Consider the following 21464-nt stretch of genomic DNA (forward strand, 5'->3'; position numbering starts at 1 on the left):
ACCCATGCAGACCTCGCCGCAAGCCCCGGCCCCGACCGTCAGCGTCGTCATCCCCGTCTACAACGAAATAAAGACCCTGCCGCTGGTCCTGGACAAGGTGCTGGCCCGCCCCGAGACCTGGGAAGTGGTGCTCGTGGACGACGCCTCCACCGACGGCAGCCGGGCCTATCTGGAAGGGCTTGTCGGGACGGGGCGCGTCCGGGTGCTTTTTCACGCCCAAAACCAGGGCAAGGGCGCGGCCCTGCGCACGGGCTTCGCCGCGGCGGCCGGCGAGGTGGTGCTCATCCAGGACGCGGACCTGGAATACGATCCCGAGGACTATCCCGTGCTGCTTGCGCCCATTTTCGCCGGCAAGGCCGATGTGGTCTTCGGCTCGCGGTTTCTGGGTGGGCCGCACCGGGTGCTCTATTTTTGGCATTCCGTGGGCAACAAGGTCTTGACGCTGCTGTCCAACATGTTCAACGACATCAACCTCTCGGACATGGAAGTCTGCTACAAGGTCTTTCGACGCGATATCCTGCGCAAGATTCGCATCCAAAGCGACCGCTTCGGCGTGGAGCCGGAACTGACGGCCAAGGTGGCGAGGCTTCGGGCCCGCATCTACGAAGTGCCCGTGTCCTACCACGGCCGCACCTACGAGGAAGGCAAGAAGATCGGCTGGCGCGACGGCCTGGCCGCTTTCTGGTGGATCGCCCGTTTCGGCCTCTTCCATCGTGGCTAGTGTCTCGTCCTCGAAAAAGACGTATACGTGTTGAAGCGTAACAGACAAGAATAGCTATTTTTTCAGGGACGCAACACTAGCGCGCCGATCGCTTCGCGGCGAAGTGAAGCACCAAGGCCCGGATGGCGGCGATGGCGAAGGGAAAGAGTGCCGCCGCCAGGATGACCGCCGCGAAATGCCTGGCGAACCAGGGGATGCTGCCCAGGAAATAGCCGCCGCAGACGTGGAGGGCTGTCCAGGGGAGCTTGCCGCAGAGGTTGTAGCCGGCGAAGGTGCGCCCGGGCATGCCGGCCAGGCCCGCCGCCAGGGGCGCCACCGACCGCAGCATGGGCACGAATCGGGCCAGGACGATGGCCATGGGGCCGTACCTGGCGAAGGCGCGCCGCGCCGCCTCGAGTTGCCCGGCCTTGACCCCACGCGGCAGGCCGCGCCCGGCCAGGCGTTTTCGGGCCAGCACGCCCCAGCCGAAATTGAGCTGGTCGCCGCAAAAAGCCGCCGCCGTGCCGCCGACGAAAAGTGGCCACAAGGTCAGGCTCCCCCGGGCCGCCAGGGCCGCCGCCGCAAACAGCAGCGTGCCGCTGGGCAGGATGCCCGTCACCACGAAGCCCGTCTCCACAAATACCGTGAGGAAGATCATGGCATACGTCCAGGCCCCCAGGTGCGCGGTCGCCTCTTCCAGGACGAGGTCCAGGCGCAACAGCATCTGCCAGGCATCGGCGAAAGCGTCCATCCTGGCAAACTATCGCGCTGGCGCGGCGGCGTAAAGGGCGCCCCGGCGTCTACGGCCGGTCGGCCGGGCCGGCCTGTTCGAGGGCCAGCAAGGCCCGCTTCCTGTCAAGCCCGCCGGCATAGCCCGTAAGCCCCCCCGTCGCGCCGAGGACCCGGTGGCAGGGGATGAGGATGGAAAGGGGGTTTCGGCCCACGGCCGCGCCCGTGGCCCGGGCGGCGGCCGGTTTGCCCAGGCGCGTGGCCAACTGCCCGTAGGAAAGCGTTTCCCCGTAGGGGATGGCGCGCAAGGCTTCCCAGACGGCGTGTTGCCAGGCCGTGCCGCGCGGCGCCAGGGCCAGGTCGAAGGCCGTGCGCCGGCCGGCCAGATAGGCGTCGAGCTGGCCGGACGCCTCGGCCAGGACCGCCGCCGCCGGGGCATCCTCGGAGGCGGGCAGCGACTGCGGAAAATGTTTCTGGCCCCTGAACCAGGCGCCGACGAGCGTTTCGCCCGCAGCCGCCAGCAGCATGTCGCCAAGGGACGTCGGGTGCCACAGCAGGGTCATCATTTCGGTGCTCCGGACAAGGTGCGCCACAGGTGCATGACGGCATAGGCCCGCCACGGCCGCCAGGCCTCGGCCGTGCGCAGGATGCGTTTGGGGTCGGTTTCGCCCAGGGCCTTTTTGAGGCCGCCGTCGCCATGCGGAAAGGCGTCGGGCCAGCCGAGCGCCCGCATGGCCACGTACTGCGCCGTCCATTCGCCAACACCGGGCAGCGCCCGCAAGGTGTCGAGGCTGGCCGCGAGGTCGGCCGTGGGCGCCAGGGTGAGCCTGCCGTCCCGCACGGCCTCGGCCAGGGCCAGGATCGCCCGGGCGCGCGAGGCGATGACGCCAAGGGTGGCGATGGCCTCCACGGAAAGCGCCGCCACGGTGGCGGGGTCGGGAAAAAGCGTCGTCAACCCGGCAAAGGGCGTGGAAAGGGGGGCGCCGAAGGCCGCCGCGAACCGCCCGGCCAGGGTCCGCGCCCCGGCCACCGTCACCTGTTGGCCCAGGATCGCCCGCACCGTCGTTTCGAAGCCCTCGGCCGTCCCCGGCAGGCGCACGCCCTCCTGCCCGTCGGCCAGGCCCGAAAGCCCCGCGGCCACGGCCCAGGGATCGCAGGACAGGTCGAAGAGGTGGGAAACCCGCGCCAAGACCGCCGGCAACACCGGTAAGAGTGCCGGTGCAACCGCGACACGCAGGGCATTTTTCCCGGCCGCCGGGGAGACGGCGAGCCAGCCGGCATGGGGCGCCCCGTTGCGCCAAAGCCGCAGCGTGCGACGATACGCCCCGTCCCCGGCCTCTTCCACGCCGTCCACGGCCCGGGCGGCCAGAAACGCCCGCAGGCCGTCCCAGTCGTAGGGCGGCCGATAGCCCAGTTCCACGACCGGCACCGCGTCCGCAAGGGCGCTGTCCGCGCCCGGTCGCCGCAACTGCGAAGGCGCAAGCCGGTAGCGGTTGCGAAACAGGGCGTTGAACCGGCGCAGGCTGGAAAACCCGCTGGCAAAAGCCACGTCCGTCACGGACAGGCGCGTGTCCGCCAAAAGCGCCTTGGCCAGCAACAACCGCCTCGTCTGGGCATAGGCCACCGGGGTGACACCGAAACGCTCCCGAAACACCCGGCGCAAATGGCGTTCGCTTACCCCCAGCCGGACGCAGATCGCTCCCAGTCCCGCCTCGTCCAGCCCACCTTCGGCAATAAGCCCGGCCGCCGCGTCGGCTAGACGCCCGCCCGCCTCGGACGGCGCCTCCCCGGGCGCGCACTCCGGCCGACAGACCAGGCACGGCCGAAACCCGGCCGCCTCGGCCGCGGCAGCACTCGGGAAAAAACGGCAGTTTTCCGGTTTCGGCACCTTCGCCGGGCACACCGGCCGGCAATACACGCCCGTGGAAGTCACGCCCGTGAAAAAGCGGCCGTCGAAACGGGCGTCCCTGGCCGCGAAGGCCCTGTAGCAACTGTGGGTGTCGAGCAGCATGGCGGCATGCTACAAGGGGTGGTGCCCGGTCGCTAGCCGTTTTCGGCCAAGGGTATGGGGACGGCGAGGGGAGAGCGGTGTGAGGGTGGAAAGGTGGGAGGGTGTGAGGGTGTGAGGGTGGAAGGGTGGGAGGGTGTGAGGGTGGAAGGGTGGGAGGGTGGGAGGGGGAGATGCCTCCGGCGGCCAGGGGCGTTGCCCCTGGACCCCACCAGGAAGGGCGTTGCCCCTCCTGGACCACCCCACGGGGGGCGTGACGCCCCCCAGGCCCCCCCGTCGGCTGTGGCGGGCGGGAGAGGCTGCGGTCACCGGGAGTGCCGGCGTGCGCGGTACGAAGATGCGAGGCGGGAATGGCGCCTTTCGATGCCGTCGCTGCGCTCCCGGCTCGAAAGGCGCCATTCCCGCCTCGCCCAGCCGTCGGCCCTGCGGGCCGAGGGGGGTGGAATTTCTGTTTTGGAAGCCTCTGGAAAGGCTCTTGAGCTTGTTCTGCGGCGGTTACAGCGCTCGTCCCGGACACACCGGTTTTTTTCTTCACTTGCGGCGCTTCGCCGCTGGCGCCCGTGGTCGCGCAATGGTCCCTGGCGAGCTGGCCGGCTTTGCGGCCTGCACCGCCAGGGACCATTGCGCGACCACAACGACCGACGCCCCGCCGCCCGACGTTGTCTCCGTCGTGACGCTCGCCCCGGCGAGGGGGTCCGGGGGGGATCATCCCCCCCGGCGGGGCCTGGGGCAGCGCCCCAGTCTTCGTCTTTCATCACTTGACTATCGTCTTTTGTCCCTCGCCTCCCCTCCCCCTCGCTTTCGCCTATTTCGCGTGCAGCGCGCTGGCATCGGCCAGCAGGTCATTGATGCGCGCGACCATCTGGTGCGGGTCGGACAGGTAGCCGTCGAGCAGCAGGGCCGAGTCGAAGAGTTGTTCCACGGCCTTGGCCAGGAACGGATCGGTGGTGTCGCGGCGGTAGATGGACAGCAGGTTGCGGATCAGCGCGTGGTCGCGGTTGATCTCCAGGGTTTTCTTGGGGATGGAGGTGTCCTTGGAGACCAGGCGCATGATTTTCTGCATGCTGGAGGTCATGTGGTCGTCGGGCGAGACCAGGCAGGACGGGCTTTGGGTCAGCCGCGTGGACAGGCGCGCGTCGGTGATGCGGTCGCCGAGGAGTTCCTTGATCTTCTTGAGGAAGTCGTCGATCGATCCGGCCTCTTCCTGGGTCAGTTCCGGGGTATCGGTTTTGGGCGCCTCGCCGGGGAAGGCGTCGAGTTCCGCGTGGTCGGCCAGTTCGGCGGATTTGAGCTTGAACTCCTTGTAGGTGCCGATGGTGTCCATGATGAACTCGTCCACGGGCTCGTGGAGGTAGAGGACTTCGAGGCCCTTGGCCCGGAAGATTTCCAGGTGGGGATTTAAGTCCAGGGCGGCGCGGGACGGGCCGGACAGGTAGTAGATGGACTTCTGGCCTTCCTTGGCCCGTTCGACGTAGGCGGCAAGGGAGGTGAAGTTGGCATCGGGTTCGATGGCCGAGGAATCGAAGCGCATGAGTTCGGCGAAGGATTCGCGGTTGGCGAAGTCGCCGTAGCCGAGCTTCAAGGCCTGGCCGTGTTCCTTGAAGAAGGTGGCGTAGGCGTCCGGGTTTTCCTTGGCCAAGTTTTTGAGTTTTTCCAGGATCTGCTTGACGAGCACGGTCTGGATCTTGCGCAGGACCAGGTTTTCCTGGAGCGTTTCGCGCGAGAGGTTGAGCGGCAGGTCCTCGGTGTCCACCACGCCGCGCACGAAGCCCAGGTATTCGGGGATGAGCTCCTTGACTTCCTTGGAAATGAGCACCCGGCGCACGTAGAGGTCCAGGCCGTGGTGCAGGGCGTCGCGGAAGGCCATGGGGCCCAGGCCCTTGGACGGGACGAACAGCAGGGCCGTGAACTGCACCGGCGCGTCCACGCTCACGTGGATGGTGGCCAGGGGCTCCTCGTTGTCGTAGGTCAGGAACTGATAGAATTCCTTGTATTGTTCCGGGGTGACGGAGAACTTGGATTCGCGCCACAGGGCCGGGATGGTGTTGGCCTTTTCGCCGTCGACCAGGATGGGGAAGGCGATGAAATTGGAGTGCTTGCGCAGCACGTCCTTGATGCGGGCCGGGTCGGCGTATTCCTTGGCCTCGTCGCGCAGTTCGATGTCGATGGTGGTGCCGCGCGGCGTGTCGGCGGGCGCTTCCTCCACGGCGAAGCTGCCCGAACCGTCGGAGACCCAGCGGGCCGGGGCGGCCTCGGGGGCGGCCGCGCGCGAGGTGACGGTGACCTGCTTGGCCACCATGAAGACCGAGTAGAAGCCGACGCCGAAGCGGCCGATGAGGCTCGAGGCGGCGTCCTTGTCGTCGGCCACGGAGCGCATGAAGGCCTCGGTGCCGGACTTGGCGATGGTGCCGAGGTTGTCGATGAGTTCCTCGCGGGTCATGCCGCAGCCGGTGTCGGCGATGGTGAGCTTGCCCGCGTCCTTGTCGGTGGTGATGCGGATTTCGAGCGGGGTATCGGGGTCGGCCACGGCCGTTCCCTTGCTCGTTTCGAAGCGCAGCTTGTCCAGGGCGTCGGAGGCGTTGGACACGAGCTCCCGCAGAAAGATTTCCTTATTGGTGTAGATGGAATGGGTGATGATATCGAGGAGCTTGACGATTTCGGCGCGAAATTCGTGGGTTTCTCCTGAAGTGACGGGCATGGACGGCTCCTTTTTCCGTGGATTGGGGCGGATTTGGCGGCCCAAAAAAAGGCTCGCTCCCGCGCCGGCGGGTTCGGGCCTTTGGGGGGCGGGCCCCTGTCGCAATATGGGCAAAAAAATAAACAGGGGCCGAGGCTTGTCAAGGCCGATCGGGGAAGCGGGGAGGGCCGCGAAAATTGGGCGCAGGCCATTGACAGGCCCACGGGGTTGTTTATTTTCGGCTGTGAAGAACAACCTTTTGCGGAGGTGCAAATATGGTCATTGATCTGAGTCCGTTTTACGGCCCAGGGACGCCTTTGGATCGGCTGTTCGAGTCCTTGTTGCCGTCCATGGCCATCAGCCAGCGCAGCATGGCCTATCCTCCCCTCAACATCGGCGAGGATGACGCGAACATTTACGTGAGCTGCGAAATTCCCGGCATGGACATTGCGGACATCGACCTGACGCTTACGGATTCGAGCCTGGTCATCAAGGGCGAACGCAAGACGGTCAAAGGCAAGTACTATCGCCAGGAGCGGCCCACGGGCTTTTTCCAGCGCGTGGTCAACATCCAGGCGCCCCTGGCCCGCGACCGGGTGACGGCCAACATGCGCGACGGCGTGCTGGAAGTGGTCCTGCCCAAGTCCGAGGAGAGCAGGCCCAAGAAGATCACCATCGATGCCGTCTAGGCGGCGCCCAGCAGGAGGACGGACATGACGGACAATGCGCAAAAGACCGACGAGCGCCGGCTGCCCCGGGTCAAGCCGGCCACGGATATCATCGAACGCGAGGACGGATTCTATATATACGTCGATATGCCGGGCGTGGGCAAGGACGGCCTGATCATCGACCTCAACGAGGACGAGCTGAAGGTCTCGGGACGGGCCGAGTACAACCTGCCCGAGGGCCGCAAGCTCGGCCATGTGGAGTTCGGCGGCGGCGAGTATTTTCGCAGCTTCACGGTGTCGCACATCGTGGACAAGGAGCGCATCCGGGCGACGCTCAAGGACGGTGTGCTGGAACTCTATCTGCCGCGCCACGAGAGGGTGCAGCCCCGCAAGATCGAGATCCAGGCCGGTTGACGGGTAGGCCTGGCCACGTCACGGCACGGTATCGGCTGTTTTCGGCCGGAGAGAGAAGGTTTTTTCCTCTTCTCTCTCCGGCTTTTTTTCATAAAATTTTTGAAAGAGGGCTATGCCCCTCCAGCAGACTGGCATGAAACGGGTCTGTGGCTGGTGGAGCCGCGTGGGAAGCGCTTGGTTGGGGTGTATGGATGAAAAGTAGTATTTCAGTTATGTAATGATAGGCGGCGTGGGCTTGTCCGGGCGGGAAGTGTGCAGAGCGGGAGCGTTATAGAGCGGAAGGATTTGGGGTTGGGCTATTGACAAATCCAGGAGTAATCTTCACGGTGAATCGTCTTTCACTATGGCTACGCTATTTCGAAGGAGACGGTATGGAAGATTATCTGAAAAGTGCTTTGGAGATCGTCAAGGCCCAGGCCTCGGTGCGCACCATGACCGACGAGGAGATCACCTCCATGGTGCGGCGCCTGGCCGCCGGCATCCGCGAGATCAGCGGTGACGAGCTGGCCGGGGAGACGGAGCAGGCCGTGGACATGGATCCCAAGAAAGCGGTCAAGGAAAAAACCGTCACCTGTCTGGAGTGCGGCAAGGCGTTTAAGGTGATCACCAAAAAGCATCTGGCCAGCCACGGACTGACGCCAGAGACGTACAAGGCGAAACACGGCTACAAGAAATCGATGCCGCTGGTTTGCAAGTCGTTGCAGCGCGACCGCCGCAAAAAGATGAAGGATATGCGGCTGTGGGAGAAGAAGGGAAAAGTGGTGGCCTAAGGCGGGGGATTTCGTTATACGTGGGGCGCAATTCGGGAGCGGGAGCCGCGTCCCGGACGCCGGCCTTCCCTGGTCGCGAAACGGCCCGGCAATCACATGATAAGGAGATCGCACGCATATGGCTAAAACTGACATCATCGCCAAGATCCAGGCCAACGCCGGCATTGCCACCAAGGCCGAGGCGGGCAAGGTTCTCGAGGCCGTCCTGGAATCGATCCAGGAGTCGCTGGTTGCCGGCGAGGCCCTGACCCTGACCGGTTTCGGCACGTTCAAGGTTTCCGAGCGGGCCGCCCGTACCGGTCGCGATCCCCGTACCGGGAAAGCCATCGACATCCCGGCTTCCAAGGCCGTCCGCTTCACCCCGGGCAAGACCCTGAAAGACGCCGTGAAGTAGTTTTCGCCGCAGTTGAGGCGACGTGAAAGGCCGTGGGAGACCACGGCCTTTTTGCGTGGTGCCGGCTTGTTCCGGGGCGGCGACGCGTGGCTGCCTGACGGTGTGGGCGTGCAGGGAGCTGCCGGATGACGGAGAAAGCCTCGCGGCAGAGAGCGCCGCGGACGTTTGCCCTGCACGGTGCAACAGTCGTTACTTCACGGGGTGGATTGCTTTTTGGGTCCGTGGGTGCTAGCTGGAGTCGTCGAGGTCTGATACGGGGGGCGCCATGGTTTGGCAATTGGAATGGATAGAAGTGCATGCAGTCGATCACTGCAACAATTGTTGCCGTTGGTGTAACAATCACTCTGTCTTCTCGGCGGCCAAGGAGTACGAGGCGAAGGACTATTTCGTTTGGCTTGATGAACTCATCAAGAGGAAGATCGTATTTCACACGCTGTCCGTTATGGGTGGCGAGCCGTTCCTGCATAGCAATATTACAAAATTTGTCTATGAGCTGAAAAACAGATACAACAAAATAACGATCATCACCACCAACGGTTTTTGGCTATCCGATTCAGAAATAGTCAAATATCAGCCGCTGTTTTGCATGCTTCATGACCTCAAGATTACGCTATACCCAAATATCGTGAAGTCTTTGGGCGGCATGGAGAAAATCCACCGCCTGCTGGACAGACTGCATGCGCAGCATCCGCATCTTAACGTTCGTCCCCTCCCCATTGAAAATGTTTTTCGGAGAATGGATTTTGTCGATTCCCCGTTGGAGGTCGACAAGCATTGCTTCAACGCGGAATGCACCTGCCTTCTGGCGGATGGGCGGATGGGGCGCTGCGGTCCGGGCGCGTTTGCCCATCTCCATCCGAACATTCCCGAGCCATTTCGCAATTCGAAGGACATGTTCTACGATTTGAAGACATCCCGGGATGACTTCTGGCACTGGCGCATGCGCTGGCCCCTCGATGCCTGCAGGTACTGTAACCATTTTCGATCCATCCGCTCCCCGTGGAAAGTGGAAAAGGGACATGTACGGCAACGGGAATACGAGTTGAAGTATTTCACCGATTCCGCCTACCAGTTGCTTGCCCGCGAGCAGTACAAGGAGGCCGAGGCCACCTGCCTCAATATTCTTGAGCACTATTCGGGCACGAAAGAAGTATACAACTGCCTTGGCATCCTCTCGTACAAAAACAGGCAGCCGCAAGCCGCGATCCATTTTTTCAACAAGGCCCTCCACTTGGATCCGATGTATGAACCGGCCCGGAAAAACATGGAATCCCTGACCGGTTCGCAAGGCTAAACCCGTCCCCGGGTCACTGACCGCATCGCCAGGATCCAGGCCAAGGCCGGCATTGCCGCCAAGGCCGAGGCGGGCAAGGCCTTCGAGGCCGTCCTGGCATCGATCCAGGAGTCGCTGGTTGTCGGCGAGGCCCTGACCCTGGCCGGTTTCGGTACGTTCGAGGTTCCCGGCCGGGCCGCCACACCGGTCGCGATCCCCGTCCCGGGAAAGCCCTCGACATCCCGGCTTCCAAGGCTGTCCCCTTCACCCCGGGCAAGACCCGAAAAGACACCGTGAAGTAGTTTTCGCCGCAGTTGCGGCGACGTGAAAGGCCGTGGGAGACCACGGCCTTTTTGCGTTGTGTCGGGTTTGCAAGCGACTGGCGGGGAAGCGGAGCCGGGACGGGCACGGAATGGTGGTTGACAGTGGCAGACATCCATGGACCAATAGGATTGCGGAGACAGGCGCAAGTCTGCAACCGCAACCGGGAGAAACCACATGCCGTTCGACCCCGAGGAATTCCGCACGAGAATGCAACTGGAGAATTTTCTGTTTCGCGCCGAAACCGAGTTGGAGAATTCGCTTGTTTACGCCGTCGTGAAAAAGGCTCGGGGTGCGGACGAGGCGGGAGTACGAGCGCAACTCGAATACTATTATACGAATAGTCAGTTAGGAAAGCCGTATCAGCCGGCCTGGGAAGGACCAATTGCCAAACCGGTGGCGCCACCGCAGGCGGATATTGACGCAAACATACGACGCGCGAGGATAAGCTATAGCCCGATTTGGTTTATCGAACGGCTCACTCCAGGAGGGGAGATGGATTATAAGCACGGTAAGGGAAATATAATATATGAAGACTTCGGGAATTTTAATTATGGTGCGGTTTCTTTGGCCTTCGGTCTTTCCACTGAAGCGTCCTTGCGCGGAGCTGGGGTGATACAAATCCTTGCAAATGCATATCGAAAAATTAGTAAAGAAGGGATTGAGAGCGCAAATAATGGTCACGTCCGTCAACGTGGTGTAAATTCTGGTGTGCTTGAGGTGGCCCTCGGTCAGGCTGCTCTTGGTGGAATTTGGGCTGGCTGCGCCTCGTTTGGTTGGGTGTTGAGTTCGGCCATGGCCTCGACCTGCATGTAGCGGCTTTGCAGCTGCCACTCGTCGTTTTGCTCCAGTAAGATGGCCCCGATGAGCCGGATGATGGACTGTTCGTTGGGGAAGATGCCGACTACGTCCGCCCGCCGCTTCACTTCTTTATTGAGCCTTTCCAGCGGATTGGTGCTGTGCAGCTTGACCCGATGCTGCGCCGGGAAGGTCATGTAGGCCAGCACGTCGTGCTCGGTTTCGTCCATGAAGCTGGCGAGCCGTGGCCATTTTCCACGAAGCTGATCGGCGACATGCCGCCAGGTCTGGCTGGCGTTGGCCGCATCCGGCTGTAAAAAGGCCTGGCGCAGGGCGGCCGAGACCATGGCGTGCTGGGACTTGGGAACCCGGGCCAAGGCGTTTCGCATCCAGTGGACCCGGCAGCGTTGCCACGTGGCCCCGAACGTCTTGGCCATGGCGGCCTTGAGGCCTTCATGGGCGTCGGAGACGACAAGCCTCACGCCGCCAAGTCCCCGACGAAGAAGGCTTTTGAGGAAAAAAGACCAGAACGGCTCGGCCTCGCTGGGGCCGATGTGCAGTCCCACGATTTCTCTGCGGCCTTCGGTGTTCGCCGCCACGGCGATTATGGCGGCGACGCTGACCACCCGGCCGCCTTCGCGCTGCTTGAGGTAGGTTGCGTCCAGCCACAAATAGGGCCATTCGCCGGTCAGCGGCCGAGAAAGAAAGGCATGGACCCGTTCATCAATGTCCTTGCACAGCTTGGACACCTGGGACTTGGAGATGCCGGAAAGGCCCATGGCCTGGACCAGATCATCCACGCGCCGCGTGGAGATGCCGCCGATCCAGGCTTCCTGGATGACGGCCACCAAGGCGCGTTCGCTGGTCTTGCGTGGCTCCAGGAAGGGCGGAAAGTAGCTGCCCTGGCGCAGCTTGGGGATGCGCAGTTGCAAGGAGCCGATGCGGGTATCAAGGCTGCGGTCACGGTAGCCGTTGCGGTAGCTGACTCGCTCGGGGCTTCGCTCGTGGCGGCTGGCCCCGATGAGGCCGTCCACATCGGCTTCCATGAGAAGCTGCAGGACGGCTTCCGCCAGGGAGCGGAGAAAATCGCCGCCGTCGGCCTTTTGCATCAGCTCGATTAATGCCATGCTGTCCTCGGCCATCGTGGTCTCCTTTGGTTGCAGGTGCGGCGTCGTAACTTCACCTTACAGCCAATTGACCCGATGGCCACCTCGCCCATTCCGTCCGGGCCGGAGGCTCTCCCCCGGCCTGGACGACTTCAGAATTTACACCACCTCCGTGGACGCTACCCAAATAATTATGTTGCAGAACATGGGCTCGATTTTTTAGGAGGCGCCCCATATGGCGATGATCCGAAAGATCAGGAAATGATAAAGCATGGATTTCGGTATTATCGTGAGATATACTTAGAAAAACAAAATAAGAAGAGCTTGAGAGAAGGATTTGAGGAAATGCGTGGCTTATACAGTAAAGTTATGCAGGAAGAACTGGAGAGTTTGTTGCGATCACCAAGTCGAATTGCCGAAATCCTTCAATAGGAGATGAAACGTTTACGTCAACGATGAAAATGGCCCTTGAATCGCGCCCATGCGTTCTTTTGATCCCGGTCGGTGTTTGAGGGACGGGATAAGAACTTTTCGGGTGGAGTAACGTTGGGTGGTGGGCTTGGCAAAGGAGGTGGGTCCAGGATGTGTTGGAGGTAAGTCACTTGTGGAAATATGATGTACCACAGTTTCTCTACTTCTTTATATTCCACAAGTCGGTTCATGTATAGCCAGTGTGATGGAATATTGTCGGGAATGTAGCAGAATCCTTGGTCGAAGGAGAGAAGATTCCAGGCTGTCGAGAAAACGACGGCAGCCTTCCCCTCTTTAACTTTGTATATGACTTTGCCGTTTTTCATGGCTGTGTGCGTATATGGTTGTGGCACATGCATGGCTCCAAGCAGGCTGCTCGGGTCACGTATCTTTCCATTTTCGATCAGCGCGACAACTTCCAGTCGCTCACGTTTAAAGAGTTCGAAATAGAGTTTCTCGTTGATGGATGCACTGTGTCCTGGTGGATACAGGAGGATGAAATAAATATTCAGGAGCAAGGGCAGGACGGCAACAAGAGGCGTTATGAGCAGATATCGGAAAAAGATGAAGCAATTGCGCGAAAACATCCAGCATTCATAGAGAAGGAGACAGCTGGGCAAGGCGCTGCCGATGCCGAACGGCATACGACAGCACAAGACATACCCGAAGAAAAGAAACGGCGTCACCAGCACCATGAAGGCGATGGTGGACCGCAGCGCCCGCAGGCAGCGACGCCTGGCCAGCCAGCGGCGGCGGGCGCGGCTGGCGGCCTTGTCCCCGGGCGGCGCCGGGTGCGGGAGGGGGCGAACGATGCGCATATTTTCCGTTGCGTCAGGTGCCGTCGGAAACCTCCTCACGGCGCGTTGCGGCCCGGCGCGGTCCCGGTACGGAGACAGCCCCGGCAGGCACAAGCCCAATACGCGGCTTGGAAATACCTTCCCCGAGACGACGTGAACAACAGCGCCGGCCCGGGCCGGCACCTGCCTGCCGAGCTGTTTGCCAGGGCCGTATCCGGGGCGGCCTTACAGCGGCGCCAGCCCGAGCAGGGTAAACCCCGTCTCCGGGTCGTGGGAACGGGCCAGGTCCGTGCCCAGGATCTCGATCACCACCACCTCGAAGATCTTCCAGACGTCGAGCCCGGGGCGCAGGCAGCCGGCCCGGGTCGTCTCGCCGCGCCCGAGCACGCCGTGCAGGTGCAGGGCCGGTTTGCCCTCGGGCGCCGTGGGGAACAGCGTGCCCACGGCCGCGGCCTCGTGCACGCCGGCTATGGCCGCAAGCATGGGGTTGGGCGGCAGCACCGCCCCGTCCTCGGGGCCGACCACCAGCTTGCCGTCTTGCAGGCCGCCCAGGGCCAGAACAACGGCCGAGCGCACCTCCCGGCTGGCGGCGAAATCCTCGATGGCGTCCGGGACGCGGTCGCCGTCGCCCAGACGCAGGACGAACACGCGGCCGATACGGCCTTCGGAAACGATCATGGGGCTCCTCCTGGCCGAAGCCGGGAAACGGTCTCCCGGTATCGGCGAACAAAACGGGGGAACCGGCCATGGCCGATTCCCCCGCAAGGTTTTCCGTCGGGCCAACCGGGCGGCTAGCCGAGCTTGTCGGCGATGGCCTTGCCGATGGTCCGGCCCATCTCCACGCAGGCTTTGAGCTGTTCGTGGGTGGGCACGTACAGGATGCGCACCCCGTCCACGGGCAGGTCCATGCCCATGGCCTCCAGGGCGCCGGTGATGTCCTTGACAGCCTCGCCGCTCCAGCCATAGGAGCCGAACGCGCCGCCGATCTTGCCCTTGGGCTTGAGGCCCTTCATGTAGGTCAGCATGTCCGCCACCTTGGGCAGCATGCCGTTGTTGTGGGTGGGCGAACCCACGAACACCGCCGCCGCGTCCCAGACCTCCTCCATGACGTCGGAGTGGTCGAAGACGTGCAGGTTCATGAGCTTGAAGGTCACCCCGTGCTCGGACAGGCCCGTGGCGATGGCATGGGCCATGCGCTCGGTGGAGTGCCACATGGTGTCGTACACCAGCACGGCTTTTTTCTTCTGTTTCTGGGCCGCCAGTTCCTTGTAGCGCGACACCACCCAGGCCACGTCGTCCTTGGTGCGAAACAGCAGGCCGTGGTCCGGGCAGATGAAGCGGACATCGAGGCCCATGGATTCGATGGTCTCGATGGTCTTCTGGGCGATGGGGCTAAAGGGCAGGACGATGTTGGCGAAGTAGCGGTCCAGCTCTTTCTGGAGCCGGGAGCGGTCCACCTCGTCGACGAAGCGTTCGCTGGTGGCCCAGTTCTGGCCGAAGGCGTCGGAGGAGATGAGCACGCCGTCCTCGGGGATGAACGTGGCCATGTTGTCCGGCCAGTGCAGCATGCGCGTCTCCAGGAACTGGAGGGTGCGCTTGCCAAGCGACAGCGACGAGCCGGTCTTGACCACTTCGATGGGCCAGTCGGCGCAGTCGAAATGGGCGCGCATGGCCCGCTCGCCCATGGGCGAGGTCAGGATCTTCTCGGGCTTGGTGCGGGCCACGAGTTCCGGCAGCGAGCCGGAGTGGTCCATCTCCACGTGGTTGACGATGAGGTAGTCGACCTTGTCCAGGGGGGTGACATGGGCGACGCGGCACAGCATCTCGTCGCCGTGGCCGGCCTTGACGGAGTCGAACAGGGCGATTTTCTCGTCCTTGATCAGGAAGGCATTGTAGGTCGTCCCGGTGGGGGCGGTCATGTAGCCATGGAAGTTGCGACACTCCCAGTCCACGGCTCCCACCCAATAGACGTCCTGGCAGATTTCCACGGGTCGCATGGGATTCCTCGGCAGGCCGCCGCTTGGGGCGCGGCCGAAAGGGGATTGGGTTTAGGCTTTGTTGAATTCGCTTTTGGGCGCGCCGCAGACCGGGCAGACCCATTCTTCGGGGATGTCCTCGAACTTGGTGCCGGGGGCCACGCCGTTGTCGGGGTCGCCGGCGGCGGGGTCATACACGTAGCCGCAGATGCTGCATTCGTATTTGTCCATGGGAGGCTCCTTTAGAGGTTGCGTCGGGTGCGGTCCTTATTTGCCCTCAGCGCCGGGTCCGCCTAGCGCCCTTGCCTGAGCGGCAACAAGGGAAGGTTCCCGGAAAACGGAAGATCTTGCCGGGAATGTCGCCGGTTTATGCCGGCGGCTTGCGCGTCGCGATTGGTGCGCGCTACCGAACCTACCGATCACGCCTGCCCAAGTCTATCTTTTAGTTTGGACCGAATTGTCAAGGCAACGGTTTGCACGAGCCCCCTAGGCTTCCCGGAATTGTTCCACGAGCTGGGCCAGTTGGTGGGCCATGGCGCGCACTTCGCCGATGCGGCCGTTGGCTTCGGCGATCCGCCGCGTGAGGTCCTTGGACAGCTCGTTGATGTGGCTCACGCTGCTGTTGACCTCTTCGCTGGTGGCCGACTGCTGTTCCGAGGCCGCGGCGATGTTGCGCACCATGTCGGCGATGCGGTTGGATTGCTCGACGATGCGCGTAAGCACGGTGCCCGAGCGTTCGGCCATGTCGGCGGTCATCTCCACCTTGGACTTGGTGTCGTTCATGCCGGCCACGACCTGGCGGGTGCTGGACTGGATGTCGGTCACGGCCGTGGCCACTTCGCTGGTGGCCGTCATGGTCTTTTCGGCGAGCTTTCGGACCTCGTCGGCCACCACGGCGAACCCCCGCCCGGCCTCGCCGGCCCGGGCGGCCTCGATGGCGGCGTTTAAGGCCAGCAGGTTGGTCTGGTCGGCGATGTCGCCGATGACGGACAGCACCTGGCCGATGCCCACGGCCCGGCTTTCCAGCGTGGCCAGGGACTTGGCCAGGTCGGCGGTCTTGGCCGAAACCTGGCGCGTTTCCTCGACGGTTCTGGCCACCTCGGTGCCGCCTTCCACGGCCGCCTGGGTGGCCGATTCCGAGGCCTGGGCCGTGTCGCCGGCATTCTGGGCCACTTCCAGCACCGTGGCGTTCATCTCCTCCATGGCCGTGGCCACGCGTTCGGTCTCCCGGGCGGTATTCTCCACGCCGCCGGTGAGCTCCTCCATGCGGGCGGTCAGGGCGTCGGAGGCGTCGGAGAGCTCCCTGGCCACGGTCGTGACCTCGTCGGCCACGGTCAGGAGCTTGGCCCGCTGGGACCGGATATGGTCCTTGTCCTTTTCCTCCTGGGTCAGGTCGATGAGCACGCCGATGACGCCCACCACGTCGCCGCCGGCGTTTTTAAGTGGCGAGATCTCGTAGTGCAGGGGAAAGACCCGGCCGTCGGCCCGGGTGAAGCGGGTGAAGCCGCTGGCGCACTCCCCGGAGGCGAGCACCGCGGCGCAGCCCGAACGGCCGTCCTCGCGGATGAAGCTCTCGGACACCAGGCGGCCGAGCATTTCGGCGTCGGACTTGCCGAGGATGTTTTGCAGGGGCGTGTTGACGAACTCGAAGCGGCGCTCCCTGTCGGCCACGAAAATGGGGATGATGACGCCGTTTAAAATACCCCGGTTGTATTCGAGCTGGTCCTTGATGTTGCCGACCATGGCCGAGAGGTTTTGGGCCAGCACGGCGATTTCGTCTTGGCCCGGCACGTTGAAGGTGATGTCCAGGGAGCCGCGGCTGATGGCGTCGGACACGGCGGCCAGCTTCCGGACCCGGCCCACCACCGAGTACTTCATGAAAAGGAGCAGGGCGGCCAGCAGGGCGACCATGCCGGCCAGGGACAGCCCGGCGCTTTTGTACTGGTCGGCCGACAGGCGCGCCAGTTCCGGGGTGATGTCCTGGACCACGACCATGGCGCCGAGAATGGGTTTGGCGGCGCCGTGGCAGTGGTGGCACTCGGGTTCGTTGACCACGGAATTGACGGCGATGAAGGCCGGCTTGCCCTCCCAGGGCAGGATGTCGCCGCCGTGGAATTCGCCGGAAAGGGTCTTGCGCACGAGGCTCGCGATGTCGGTGTCGGTGGTGATGGCGGAAAAATCGCGGCGCACGGCGCCGGTGTCCGTGGAATAGGTCACATTGCCCTTGAAGTCGGTGAGGTAGACCTTGATTTCCTTGTGGGCGGCGGCCACCTTGGCGAACTGGGACGTGGTCTCGGCGTTCTTGCCCAGGCGCATGGGCTCCTCGATGGCCATGCGCAGCATGTCGCTGGCCCGCCGGGCCGCGCGGTCGATCTGGGCCACCGAGCCCTGGCGCTGCCAGTGGGCATTGGCCAAAAAAAGCCCGGCGAACGCCAGGATGGTCAGGCCCGAGACGAGCAGGAGCACCTTGAGGCCAAGGGAGCGGGAAATGACACCCATACGCGGCCTCCTAGTGTGCCCCGGCGAAGAGCATGGGCTTGAAGTTGAAATTACGCACGCGCTCGGCGTTGTGGCAGCGCTCGCACTCGGACATGGCCAGTTTCGACTTGATCAGGGCCGGATCGCCGCCGGAATCGACATGGGCCGCGCCCGGGCCGTGGCAGACCTCGCAGCCGGCATTGGCCAGCTCCGGTGTCTTCTCGAAACTCACGAACCCGCCGGGCTGGCCGTAGCCCGTGGTATGGCAGGCGTAGCAGCCCGTCAGTTCCTCGGCGGTGAGCTTGGGGGCCATGATCTTGACCGACTGGGAGGAATGGGCCTTCTTCGAGTACTTCGAGTACGATTCGTACTCCTTGGCGTGGCAGTCCTTGCAGGCCGCCGAGCCGACATAGGCGGCAGGCGGGGCCGCGCCGACCCCCGTTTGCTGGGCCAGGACGGAACCGAGGGGGCAGGCCAAAAGGCCCGCGGCCAAAAGGGGTGCCACAAGCAAGCGCCGACGGACCGACATGATCACGGCTCCTCTGCTGGGGGTGGGGGAAATGGCGTTCCCAATACCCTATTTCGAGGGCTCGATCAAGGTGGGATCGCCCGTGGAAGCGAGAAGTCGCGCCGTGTTGCCGGCAGGGCGCCGACGTGGCGACGCGCCCGGCATAGGTTTGCCGTTCTGGTTTGCGAACAGGAGGGCAGGCCGTACCAATGCTCGGTTCGGGGCGTGGCGGCGAAACGGGGAAGGGTCCGCCGGCCGGCCCGGCGCGTGGCGACTGCCGGCCGACGGAGAGAGGCCGGGAGGGGGCCTGCTCCTCCCGGCGCGGATTACCAGTCGAGGGTGGACTTGAAGGCCTGGGCCAGGGCGTCGGGTGTTTCGGCGCACAGGATGGCGTCGCCCCGGCGCAGGATGAGCACGTCGCCGTCGGTCACGGCCCCGAGGAGCCCGACCGCCTGGCCGGCGAACAGGGCCTCGAAGGCGGCCCGGTGCTGCGGCGCCACCGTGACCACCAGCCGGCTTTGGGATTCGCTGTACAGAAGCTCCAGGTCGGTAAGGCCCGGCGCGGCCGGGGCGGCGGCCAGGTCCAGGTCGGCGCCGGCGCGCCCGGCCAGGGCCATCTCGGCCAGGGCCACGGCCAGGCCGCCGTCGGAGCAGTCGTGGCAGGCGCTGACAAGCCCCTGGCGGATGGCGGCGTGGAGGCCGCGGTAGCGCTCCCGGGCCGACACGGCGTCGACTTGCGGCACGTCGGGCGAGGTGAAGCCCAGTTCGCCGGCTAGTTCCGAGGCGCCCAGTTCGGCCCGCGTCACGCCGAGCAGGTAGACCAGGTCGCCCGGGGCCTTGAAATCGGACGTCACGACCCGGGCCACGTCGGGCACGAAACCCATGACGGAAAAAAGCACCGTGGGCGGGATGGAGATCTTGGCCCCGCCGCCGGAATAGTCGTTTTTCATGGAATCCTTGCCCGACACGCACGGCACCCGCAAGGCCAGGCAGAAGTGGGCCAGGGCCTTGTTGGCCCGCACGAGCTGGGCCAGCTTGTAGCGGCCGTCGGGCGTCTTTTCGGATTCCACCGGGTCGCACCAGCAGAAGTTGTCCACCCCGGCCAGGCGGGCGGGATCGGCGCCCACGGCCACGGCGCCGCGCACGGCCTCGTCGATGGCCGCGGCCATCATCCAGTAGGTGTCGATGTCGGAATAGCGCGGGCAGATGCCGTGGGAAAGCGCCACGCCCTCGGGCCGGGAGAGGTCCGGGCGCAGCACGCCGCCGTCGGACGGGCCGTCGCGGCGCACGCCGCACAGGGGCTTGACCGCCGAGCCGCCCTTGACCTCGTGGTCGTACTGGCGCACCACGTATTCCTTGCTGCAGATATTGAGGCGCGCGAGCATGCGCGTAAGCAGCTCCCCGTGCCCGCCGGCCGGCAGGGTCGGCTCGGTGCGGGCGATGGCCGGGCGCTTCCAGGTGGCGGCCAGGCGCATGCGCGGCGTGCCGTCGTGCAGGAAGTCCATGTCGATGTAGGCCACCGTGCGGTTGCCGTAATGCACGCGCAGGTAGCCCGAATTGGTGAAAAGCCCCAGTTCCGTGGACTCGACGCCCATTTCCCGTGAAAGCTTCATGAAAGCCGGGATGTGCTCGGGCGGCACGGCCACGGTCATGCGCTCCTGGGCCTCGGAGGTCAGGATCTCCCAGGGGGCCAGGCCGTCGTACTTGAGCGGCACCCGGTCCAGGTGCAGCTCGCAGCCGCCGCTGTCCCGGGCCATTTCGCCGACGGAACTCGACAGCCCGCCGGCGCCGTTGTCGGTGATGGCGTGATAGAGCCCCTGGTCCCGGGCGCGCATGAGGAAGTCGTACATGCGGCGCTGGGTGATGGGGTCGCCGATCTGCACGGCCGTGGCCGGGGAGCCCTCGTGGAGCTCCTCGGAGGAAAAGGTCGCGCCGTGGATGCCGTCCTTGCCCACCCGGCCGCCGACCATGACGATGTAGTCGCCGGGCAGGGCCTTTTTTACGTAGCTCGGCTTGCCGCAAAGGGTCGCCGGCAGCATGCCCACCGTGCCGCAGAAAACCAGCGGCTTGCCCAGGAACCGTTCGTCGAAGACGAGGGAGCCGTTGACCGTCGGCACGCCGGACTTGTTGCCGCCGTGCTCCACGCCCTCGCGCACGCCCTCGAGCACCCGGCGGGGGTGGAGCAGGCGCGGCGGCAGTTGGCCTTCCCAAAACGGCGAGGCGAAGCAGAACACGTCGGTGTTGCACAGCAGGTTGGCGCCCATGCCCGTGCCCATGGGGTCGCGGTTGACGCCGACGATGCCCGTCAGCGCCCCGCCGTAGGGGTCCAGGGCCGAGGGGCTGTTGTGGGTTTCGACCTTGATGCACAGGTGCATGTCTTCGGTGAAGCGCACCACGCCGGCGTTGTCGGAAAAAACCGACAGGCAGAAATCGTCCTTGCCCAGGGCCTGGCGGATGTCCCGGGTCGAGCCCTGGATATAGGTCTTGTAGAGGCTCTCGATGACCTCGTCCGTGCCGGCTTCCTCGTCGCGGTAGTCGATGACGGCGTTGAAGATCTTGTGCTTGCAGTGCTCGGACCAGGTCTGGGCGATGCATTCGAGCTCCACGTCCGTGGGGTTGTGGATGAGCCCCCAGACCACCCGGCGCATCTTGAAGCCCGGCCGGCCGAAATACTCGCGGATGGCCCACCACTCGGGCAGGGACAGGGCCAGGGTGCGGCTGCGCCCAAGGGCCAGCATCTGGTCCTCGAGCATGTTGAACAGGTCCGGGGTTTCGACCGTGGAGCTGGCCTGGCCGGTGACCTTGGCCGCCTTGGGCGCAAAGCCGGGCGCGGCCCGCCAGGACTCGCCCGAGGCGATCTCGTGGCGCTGGAGCAGGTCGTTGCCGAGGAGGTCCACGGCCACGCGCTCGGCGGCGGCCGCGTCGGGCAGCCCGGCGATGTGGTACTGGCTGGCGGTGTAGACGGCCAGTTCCCGGCGGCGGGCCTCGTCGAGGCCAAGGGCCAGGGCCACGGTGTCGCGGGCGGTGCGGCCCTCGTTGTCGGTCACGCCGGGCCGGAAGGCGATTTCGACCACCCAGTCCGTCTCGGCGCCGCCCGGGGACAGGGGAGACAGCGAGGCCTCCTGGACCACGGGGTCGTGGAGCACGCCGGAGGCGGCAATGGTGCGCACCTCGTCCTCGCACAGCCCCTCGATGGTGAAAATCTTGACGATGCGCACGAAGCGCACGGGCAGGTGAAGTTCGTTTTTGATCTTGGCGGCTACGCGCTGGCCGACAACGTCCGTTACGCTTGGGCGAAGGCCCACGGCGAGGCGAGTGAGCATGGCGATTCCTATCCTGGTAGGGGTCCGCGGCGCGCCGGCCGGCCGGCGGCCGG

At 64.4% G+C, this 21464-nt stretch carries 19 protein-coding genes and 1 pseudogene; 8 read left to right on the plus strand and 12 right to left on the minus strand.

Annotation, left to right across the window (positions count from 1 at the left end):
- Window positions 1-4 precede the first annotated feature (4 nt).
- Window positions 5-721, plus strand: a complete 717-nt coding sequence (locus ACP59X_RS05920) for a glycosyltransferase family 2 protein (RefSeq protein WP_428566203.1) — start codon at window positions 5-7, stop codon at window positions 719-721.
- Between the two features lie 76 nt (window positions 722-797).
- Here the strand turns inward: ACP59X_RS05920 and ACP59X_RS05925 are convergent, their stop codons facing one another.
- The 4 genes from ACP59X_RS05925 to htpG all read right to left on the minus strand — a co-directional run bounded on the left by ACP59X_RS05925 (window position 798) and on the right by htpG (window position 6135).
- The gene (locus ACP59X_RS05925) at window positions 798-1451 is read right to left on the minus strand and encodes a DedA family protein (protein WP_428566206.1); all 654 of its coding nucleotides are present in this window, start codon (window positions 1449-1451) and stop codon (window positions 798-800) included.
- A 49-nt stretch (window positions 1452-1500) separates the two neighbouring features.
- Window positions 1501-1995 carry a methylated-DNA--[protein]-cysteine S-methyltransferase gene (locus ACP59X_RS05930; RefSeq protein WP_428566210.1) on the minus strand — a complete coding sequence of 165 codons (495 nt, stop codon included), beginning with the start codon at window positions 1993-1995 and terminating at the stop codon, window positions 1501-1503.
- Window positions 1992-3440, minus strand: coding sequence for a DNA-3-methyladenine glycosylase 2 (gene alkA / locus ACP59X_RS05935; protein WP_428566213.1), 1449 nt, complete (start codon window positions 3438-3440; stop codon window positions 1992-1994). Before alkA ends, ACP59X_RS05930 begins: the two co-directional genes overlap by 4 nt.
- A gap of 802 nt (window positions 3441-4242) precedes the next feature.
- Entirely contained in the window at window positions 4243-6135 is a 1893-nt protein-coding gene (htpG, locus tag ACP59X_RS05940; RefSeq protein ID WP_428566216.1) for a molecular chaperone HtpG, read from the minus strand.
- 254 nt (window positions 6136-6389) lie between these two features.
- On the opposite strand from htpG, the gene ACP59X_RS05945 reads away from it, so the two are divergent.
- From ACP59X_RS05945 to ACP59X_RS05975, 7 genes and pseudogenes are all read left to right on the plus strand, one after another.
- Window positions 6390-6803 (plus strand): Hsp20/alpha crystallin family protein, encoded by a 414-nt coding sequence (locus ACP59X_RS05945; RefSeq protein ID WP_428566219.1) that lies wholly within the window; start codon window positions 6390-6392, stop codon window positions 6801-6803.
- A 24-nt stretch (window positions 6804-6827) separates the two neighbouring features.
- Window positions 6828-7196 (plus strand): Hsp20/alpha crystallin family protein, encoded by a 369-nt coding sequence (locus ACP59X_RS05950; protein ID WP_428566223.1) that lies wholly within the window; start codon window positions 6828-6830, stop codon window positions 7194-7196.
- 371 nt (window positions 7197-7567) lie between these two features.
- Complete coding sequence (locus tag ACP59X_RS05955; RefSeq protein ID WP_428566227.1) at window positions 7568-7966, plus strand: Ros/MucR family transcriptional regulator; 399 nt, start codon at window positions 7568-7570, stop codon at window positions 7964-7966.
- Window positions 7967-8084: 118 nt separating this feature from the next.
- Window positions 8085-8360: an HU family DNA-binding protein gene (locus tag ACP59X_RS05960; protein ID WP_428566229.1), complete on the plus strand. Its 276-nt coding sequence runs from the start codon at window positions 8085-8087 to the stop codon at window positions 8358-8360.
- A 265-nt stretch (window positions 8361-8625) separates the two neighbouring features.
- Window positions 8626-9654, plus strand: coding sequence for a tetratricopeptide repeat protein (locus ACP59X_RS05965; protein WP_428566231.1), 1029 nt, complete (start codon window positions 8626-8628; stop codon window positions 9652-9654).
- 33 nt (window positions 9655-9687) lie between these two features.
- Window positions 9688-9935 (plus strand): annotated as a pseudogene (locus ACP59X_RS05970) (HU family DNA-binding protein).
- Between the two features lie 196 nt (window positions 9936-10131).
- Window positions 10132-10770, plus strand: coding sequence for a polymorphic toxin type 44 domain-containing protein (locus ACP59X_RS05975; protein ID WP_428566235.1), 639 nt, complete (start codon window positions 10132-10134; stop codon window positions 10768-10770).
- Here the strand turns inward: ACP59X_RS05975 and ACP59X_RS05980 are convergent.
- From ACP59X_RS05980 to ACP59X_RS06015, 8 genes are all read right to left on the minus strand, one after another.
- The gene (locus tag ACP59X_RS05980) at window positions 10686-11894 is read right to left on the minus strand and encodes an IS256 family transposase (protein WP_428558936.1); all 1209 of its coding nucleotides are present in this window, start codon (window positions 11892-11894) and stop codon (window positions 10686-10688) included. The two genes, ACP59X_RS05975 and ACP59X_RS05980, sit on opposite strands and share 85 nt — an antisense overlap.
- Before the next feature lie 413 nt (window positions 11895-12307).
- Window positions 12308-13147 carry a hypothetical protein gene (locus tag ACP59X_RS05985; protein ID WP_428566242.1) on the minus strand — a complete coding sequence of 280 codons (840 nt, stop codon included), beginning with the start codon at window positions 13145-13147 and terminating at the stop codon, window positions 12308-12310.
- A gap of 204 nt (window positions 13148-13351) precedes the next feature.
- The gene (locus tag ACP59X_RS05990; protein WP_428566247.1) at window positions 13352-13804 is read right to left on the minus strand and encodes a PPC domain-containing DNA-binding protein; all 453 of its coding nucleotides are present in this window, start codon (window positions 13802-13804) and stop codon (window positions 13352-13354) included.
- Window positions 13805-13917: 113 nt separating this feature from the next.
- Window positions 13918-15123 (minus strand): FprA family A-type flavoprotein, encoded by a 1206-nt coding sequence (locus tag ACP59X_RS05995; protein ID WP_428566252.1) that lies wholly within the window; start codon window positions 15121-15123, stop codon window positions 13918-13920.
- A 51-nt stretch (window positions 15124-15174) separates the two neighbouring features.
- Window positions 15175-15333, minus strand: coding sequence for a rubredoxin (gene rd, locus ACP59X_RS06000; RefSeq protein WP_323428312.1), 159 nt, complete (start codon window positions 15331-15333; stop codon window positions 15175-15177).
- Window positions 15334-15588: 255 nt separating this feature from the next.
- On the minus strand, window positions 15589-17601 hold the full coding sequence (locus ACP59X_RS06005; protein ID WP_428566256.1) for a methyl-accepting chemotaxis protein: 2013 nt from the start codon (window positions 17599-17601) through the stop codon (window positions 15589-15591).
- 10 nt (window positions 17602-17611) lie between these two features.
- Window positions 17612-18109, minus strand: a complete 498-nt coding sequence (locus ACP59X_RS06010) for a cytochrome c family protein (RefSeq protein WP_428566259.1) — start codon at window positions 18107-18109, stop codon at window positions 17612-17614.
- A gap of 305 nt (window positions 18110-18414) precedes the next feature.
- A complete protein-coding gene (locus ACP59X_RS06015) occupies window positions 18415-21411 on the minus strand; it encodes an AIR synthase-related protein (RefSeq protein ID WP_428566263.1) in 2997 nt (998 codons plus the stop codon).
- Window positions 21412-21464: the final 53 nt, after the last annotated feature.

It is taken from the genome of Solidesulfovibrio sp. DCME, assembly GCF_049995385.1.
Taxonomy (GTDB): Bacteria; Desulfobacterota; Desulfovibrionia; order Desulfovibrionales; family Desulfovibrionaceae; genus Solidesulfovibrio.